This window comes from Oligoflexus sp. (assembly GCF_035638955.1).
Taxonomy (GTDB): Bacteria; Bdellovibrionota_B; Oligoflexia; order Oligoflexales; family Oligoflexaceae; genus Oligoflexus.
In genome coordinates this window covers 1-6,140 of sequence record NZ_DASQYZ010000358.1, presented here as the reverse complement: position 1 = coordinate 6,140, position 6,140 = coordinate 1, and the positions used below count along the sequence as shown (strand labels likewise).

Genomic DNA, 6,140 nt, shown 5'->3' with positions numbered 1-6,140 from the left:
AAGAGACCGATGCGGTCTCTCGTTGTGATAGACATCAATGAACGAAGCGATGGCACTTCGTGCTTGCTCGACTGTTTCGTACTGCCTCAGCCACAGACATTCAGTCTTCAAGGTCCTGAACCATCTTTCGATCAGACCATTTGAATAAGCTGTCAAATGCTCTTCAAGAGTCAATTCAAGCATCAATAGTAACAATTACTCATCCTTTCCACCCAAAAAAAGGACTTAAATTTCGAATATATAGCGTTCGAAGGAGTTGGCAGGAAAATCGAGTATTGTTCTACGATAATTTTGATAAGCTTTGCTCAGTCCCACTGGAGTGGACCGACATGGCAGATCAGGATCCCTTCGTAAAAATGGCAAATGGGAAAGCGTATTTTCGCTTTCAAGACCTTTTGACTTTGGTTCAGCTTATTAGGCAATCGAAAGAGAAGCTGACAGGCGCAGAATCTCATAAACCCAAAGTTGCAAAAAGTGAGCAGTGCCATGGACCAACAAAATTCGAAGGTGAAACAAATTCATCTGAATCGTGATGCTTACTTGTACATTAGGCAATCATCATTGAAACAGTTTTTCGAGAATACCGAAAGTTTAAAAAGGCAATACGCATTGCAAGATAGAGCGATTTCGCTAGGCTGGTCTTATGAAACAGTCAAAGTCATCGACTCAGATCTTGGTCAATCTGGATCTTCAAAACACGAACGATCTGGGTTTCGACATCTTGTTGCTGAGGTTGGACTTGGACATGTTGGAATTGTTATGGGTCTCGAAGTCTCAAGGCTGGCAAGGAACTCCGCTGATTGGCAGCACTTAATTGAGATTTGTGCTCTAACAAGTACATTGATACTGGATGAAGATGGAATCTATGATCCCAAGCACTTCAATGACAGGCTCTTGCTTGGACTAAAAGGCACAATGAGTGAAGCTGAACTTCATTTTCTTCGAGATCGCTTGATCGGTGGGATCTTAAACAAAGCCAAGCGCGCTGAACTAGAAATTCCTCTTCCAATCGGATTCCGATATTCCGAAAAAGGTAAAGTCATCAAAGATCCGGACAGGCAAGTTCAATCTGCACTAATCGAGTTCTTTAAGACTTTTCGAAATACGGGATCAGCAACGTCGACAGTAAAATTCTTTAGACAGCAAGCACTGCAATTTCCGAGAAATGTCAGGAGTGGACCGCATAAGGGTGAACTACTTTGGGAACAACTTGCGCATTCCCAGGCACTTAGAATACTCCACAATCCACGATATGCCGGCGCTTTCGCATATGGGAGAACGAGTAACTATAGAACCGTTGATGGAAAATCTCACATGAGGAAGCTAAAAAGACCTGAATGGACAGTGTTCGTACCAGATGTCCATGAGGGATATATTACCTTGGACGAATTTGAGAGGAATCAGGATACCCTGAAAAAAAATGCGAGAGCATGTGGAATAGACCGGAGGGGTCCTCCGCGAGAATGTCCCGCTATTTTACAAGGGATAGCAGTCTGCGGAAAGTGCGGAAGTCGCATGACCGTTCGTTACCATATTCGCAATGGATTGAAGACTCCGGACTACCTTTGCCAATCAAGTGGAATAGAAACGGGTCAAAAGATTTGCCAATCGATTAATGGCGTAAACATAGATCATACGATAGTTGATCTTCTTGAAAGTTGCATGAAAGAGGAATCAATTGGAGAGTCGATACGAGTCGAAAAGAAAGTAAAAAACAGACTAAAAGAAGTGGAAAATCTTAGAAAATTGGCTGTAAATCGCGCTAGATATGAGGCAGATCTGGCGGAACGTCGTTATCGAAAAGTGGATCCAAGTAACAGACTTGTGGCAGATACATTGGAGGGAGAATGGAACGGAAAACTTAGAAACCTCGCCGACGCAGAAAGGACTTACCAGGAGCAAATATGCAAAGATTCTATCGCGATTGACGATAATGTAAAAATCAGCATTCTTGGACTTGTCAATGATTTCCCAGTTTTCTGGAGAGACCCGAATCTGCCGCATAGAGAAAGAAAGAGGATCGTGCAGCTATTGATTGACGATGTAACTCTTTTGAAAATTGACTCAAATATCGCTATGAATGTTCGGTTTAAAGGAGCAGCAGTAAGAAGGTTAAAAACACAAAGTCCACCGAAGACCTGGATTCAAAAGAAAACCGATGAAGCCATAGTCCAAAAAATCGATCAGCTTTTGGATCAACATACGATTGCCGAAATCGCCGACATACTGAACAAAAACAATTTGCGGAGTGGTTGGGAAAAGCCGTTTCGAAGGTGGACAATTAACAGGATCATTATTGCCAACGACTTGAAAACTCGGTTCGAAAGATTGCGAAAAAGAGGATTGTTAACCTCAGAAGAAATTGCAAAAAAATACAAAGTTTCTAATTCTTCGGTCAGAACTTGGTACAAGAATGGTTTGCTCAAAGTGGACTACTACGATGACAAAAACAGCTATTTGTGCCTAGATCCTGGCATAAGACCATTTCAACGTGGAAGAAAGTGGATATTTCCTGAGCGAAACATTCGCTCTTCAAAACAGCAGAGAGGTGTAGTATGAAGCCAAGGCGTTCTGCTCGGGAGTGTAAGGGGTTATGAATTCCTGCCTGATGCCGGCACCTCTGACCACCTTATGAAAATCCTCTGCTCCAAAGATCAAGCCGTAGTACATGCGGAAATGATTTTACCAATCCAGCCCGGCGTTCATATATCGGATCAATGGATTTGAAAAGCATAACGAGAGACAATCCCGATTTATCTAATTGACACATTTATGTGGGAGAACTCTCGCTATGCAAAGTTCAAAAGTTACATTAAATGAGGAAGTTTTGGTAGCAATTGATGTTTCCAAGCGGAGATTTGACTTGCTTCTGGAGTCTTCTGGCCAGAGGAGAAGGAAGTTCAAGATTCAGAATACTCTCCACGACTATAAAGCACTCAGCGAACTCCTCCGTTCTTATAGGCTTCCGGTTCGAGTTGGACTTGAGGCTACGGGTAATTTCCACAGGACAATTGCTTACTTTCTTGAGGGTGAAGGTTTTGAAGTTCAATTGGTGTCATCTCTTGCGCTTGCTCGGACCAGAGAAGCATTGACCAACAGCTGGGACAAGAATGATCCAAAGGATGCCCAGGTTATCCTGTACATGTTAAAGAATAAGATAGTTCAGTTATATCATGATCACCTGCGCCATGGGTATCATGACATCCAGGAGATTTCGAAGACGGAAGACAATGATTCAGCATAGCGTTCTCAATCATTTCCTCCCCCTTTATTTTCCTGAAGCTGAGAAATATTTTCAATCCTCACGGTTGGACTGGTTCATAAATTTCCTCAAGGAATACCCTTGTCCAGCAACTATTGTATGTCTTTCAGAGGATCAGTTTATTAAAGAAGCGTGGGCAGTTAAGGGTCGAAAAGTATCAAAGAGGCAGCTATTACGGGACATTTACTCGACCGCAAAGACCAGTGTCGCCTTGCCCATTGATCCTGATTCACTAGCAATCAAAGCAATGAAGCTTGTCCTTGACGAATATCAAAATTTGGTGCGGCGAAGATCGGAGCTGGAAGACATGGCTCATCAGCATCTAGAAGGACAAAGGGCCTATGAAATTCTTCGATCGATCCCTGGCATTGGCCCTGTGATTGCGCTCACTATCCTCGCTGAGGCAGGGGATTTAACCCGTTTCAGGCATCATAGGCAGTTCCTCAAGTACTGTGGACTCGATCTTTCAACGCAACAGTCCGGACAATACCGCGGGCGGACCAAGCTCTCCAAAAGGGGCAACAGTCGATTGAGAACCGTATTTTGGATGGCAGCCACAATCTCAACGCGCCTTGGACAAAATACGTTCCGAGCAAAGTATGAAAGGCTTATCGCAAATGATCCGCAAAACCCTGATCGCAAGCGAACGGCATATATTGCTGTAGCCGCAAAGATAGCCAGGGTAGCTCACTCATTGATCAAACTCGACCAATTTTACCGCCCCTTTCCAGAAGAGGCGGTACCAGGTGTAGGGATCCCGAACAGTCAGGCCATGGGAGCCAACAGGACTCCGTAGATAATAATCGGACCCTCCACCTGGACTTTTATCTCGTTTTAAGCACGGTGAAGGCATGGAATAGCCATGACCTTGTGTTCACTATGGTTGAGAAAGATTCCAATAAAGAGGTGGAGATACACCTAATATTTGTTGTAAGGAAGCCTATTTCACAGATATTCCTTCTGTGGGGATTCTCTTTGTCTTGCTTTTTAACTTGACTCCGAAGTTAGCACGTTGTCTGAACGCAGCTTCAGGCCAGCCTTAGGGCGGCGCTTGATCAAAGCATCCTCCAAAGCTGCAGCGGCTACCTTTGCCTTACCGGACTTCGATACGCGCCAACCGACAATGTTTCTGTCGCAGCAATCGATGATGGCCGTGATATGGCACCAGCCATCTCGTTTGGTCATGAAGTGGCTCATATCCACTGCCCAACGGACATCAGGCTTGGACGTTCGGCTTGCCCAGCCTTCAACCCTCGGCCTCATTCCCTTGGGACGCTTGTGCATCAGCCAGCCCTTGATTTTCATGATGCGGTGAACAGCCTTGATGTTGACCCGTTTTTCCCTTCCCCGGTTCAGAGTCCAATGGATCGTCCTGACTCCGGCCTGAGGCTTCTTATCGATGATGGTTCGAATCTCGGTTACAAGGCTCTCATTGAGCCGGTAGCGGCGTCTTTGCTTGGATTCCCGATATACGGAAGACCTTGGAACCTCAAGCCACTCGCACAGCTTTCTAAGCGATACGCGGAAGCCTTCCGATTCCAGGTCCGACTTGATCGTCAGCAGTCGCTCTCGTCCTGTTCCGCCAGTTCGATACTTTTTTTTAGTACCCGGATTTGAAGCGCTTGCTCGCCGATGACCTGCTGAAGCTCCGAAATCTGTTTATTCTGCTCCGACAGGCGATCCTTTGAATTGGACTTTAAGCCCTGGGTGCCGGACTTGACGAAGTCGTCCATCCATTTTTCAACGTCGGTTTGCTTCAGGTCATTGGCTCTGCAAAAGTCCACCAGAGTGACCTTGCCCTTGATGATATCGAGGATTGCCTCTGCCTTCCTTTTGCCTGTCCAACGCTGATTTTCCGACATAACTGCACCTTCGTTATAAGCCATAGAATTTCCTTTCTACAGCAGCTTACGGGTGGTCTCAATCAAATTGGGGTCACTATACGCTTGGCTTGCTTATGATGCCGGTGGCTCTATATGGCGCCATCTGAGTGTCGCAACTTTTCTAATATTAACCAGCTTGCCGTTGAGCCTTTGGAAAAAAGACCTGCAGCGTTAAGGCCAATCGAAAAAGGGAATACGTGATGAAGATACGAGACCCCGGACCAGAAATCGTTCAAGGCGCCAAGGAAGGCGAGCTGGCGGCGATCGATTCCCTATTGAAAACCATACAGTCCGGTGTTTTCAATTTGGCCATACGCATGCTCGGCAATCGTGCCGATGCCGCAGATGCAAGCCAGGAGATTCTATTGAAGGTCATTACTCGTCTTGCAAGTTTTCGTGGGGAAGCTGATTTTTTCAACGTGGGTCTACCGTGTGGCCCGTAATCACTTGTTGAGTTCGGCCAGTCGCAAGCGGGATTCGCCAGAAATGACACTGGAAGATCTGGCCAGTAAATTGGATCAGGGCCTAGTGTACGAAAATCGTATTAGTCAAGCAGATCACCCACTGACGCCCGAGGACAAAGTTACAGCACGGCACGTTGCGATCAATTGTACCCAGCATATGCTAATGACGTAGGCGCAAGAGCTATTGCAGAGTTTGGAGCGCTGTTTGATCCGGTAGCGATGCCAGATTTTGAAGCAGCTCGGGAACTGCATAAATACCAGCCTGGAAAATCAATCTTCCCAAACCTCTAGCCGATTGTTGTCGCGCCGATCGCGGAAGAACTCATCTTTAGGGTCGGCATTCTTGGTGGGTTGTTGCAATTTAAGCGTAAGCCCTGGGCTATCATTCTTGGATCTGTTGCAAAAAGCCTCTGGTGTTTTGACCAGGGACTCGTCATAGTTCCGGGTTCACCGTATCCAGGGAGTGGTTATGGCGCTGAGCTTCAAAGGACGGCATTTTCAAAAGTCCATTATTCTGACCTGCATCGGCTG

The 6,140-nt window shown here is 45.9% G+C and carries 7 protein-coding genes and 1 pseudogene; 5 read left to right on the top strand and 3 right to left on the bottom strand.

Annotated features, from left to right (window positions below; genetic code table 11):
• Positions 1 to 195 (bottom strand): integrase core domain-containing protein (locus tag VE954_RS31570; protein ID WP_324960507.1); only part of this gene is annotated, 195 nt, incomplete at its 3' end.
• Between VE954_RS31570 and VE954_RS31565 the strand changes: the two genes are divergently transcribed.
• The 3 genes and pseudogenes from VE954_RS31565 to VE954_RS31555 all read left to right on the top strand — a co-directional run bounded on the left by VE954_RS31565 (position 141) and on the right by VE954_RS31555 (position 4,058).
• A complete protein-coding gene (locus tag VE954_RS31565) occupies positions 141 to 533 on the top strand; it encodes a DUF5372 family protein (protein WP_324960505.1) in 393 nt (130 codons plus the stop codon). The genes VE954_RS31570 and VE954_RS31565 overlap by 55 nt on opposite strands.
• Positions 487 to 2,559 carry a recombinase family protein gene (locus VE954_RS31560; protein ID WP_324960503.1) on the top strand — a complete coding sequence of 691 codons (2,073 nt, stop codon included), beginning with the start codon at positions 487 to 489 and terminating at the stop codon, positions 2,557 to 2,559. Before VE954_RS31565 ends, VE954_RS31560 begins: the two co-directional genes overlap by 47 nt.
• Before the next feature lie 232 nt (positions 2,560 to 2,791).
• A pseudogene (locus VE954_RS31555) lies at positions 2,792 to 4,058 on the top strand (IS110 family transposase).
• A gap of 191 nt (positions 4,059 to 4,249) precedes the next feature.
• Here the strand turns inward: VE954_RS31555 and VE954_RS44520 are convergent.
• Positions 4,250 to 4,525 carry a DDE-type integrase/transposase/recombinase gene (locus VE954_RS44520; RefSeq protein ID WP_414699047.1) on the bottom strand — a complete coding sequence of 92 codons (276 nt, stop codon included), beginning with the start codon at positions 4,523 to 4,525 and terminating at the stop codon, positions 4,250 to 4,252.
• 293 nt (positions 4,526 to 4,818) lie between these two features.
• Positions 4,819 to 5,148, bottom strand: a complete 330-nt coding sequence (locus VE954_RS31550; protein ID WP_324960501.1) for a transposase — start codon at positions 5,146 to 5,148, stop codon at positions 4,819 to 4,821.
• Between the two features lie 197 nt (positions 5,149 to 5,345).
• Between VE954_RS31550 and VE954_RS31545 the strand changes: the two genes are divergently transcribed.
• Together VE954_RS31545 and VE954_RS44515 are read left to right on the top strand one after the other, a co-directional pair.
• Entirely contained in the window at positions 5,346 to 5,588 is a 243-nt protein-coding gene (locus tag VE954_RS31545) for an RNA polymerase sigma factor (protein WP_324960499.1), read from the top strand.
• 315 nt (positions 5,589 to 5,903) lie between these two features.
• Positions 5,904 to 6,140 (top strand): type II CAAX prenyl endopeptidase Rce1 family protein (locus VE954_RS44515; RefSeq protein ID WP_414699046.1); only part of this gene is annotated, 237 nt, incomplete at its 3' end.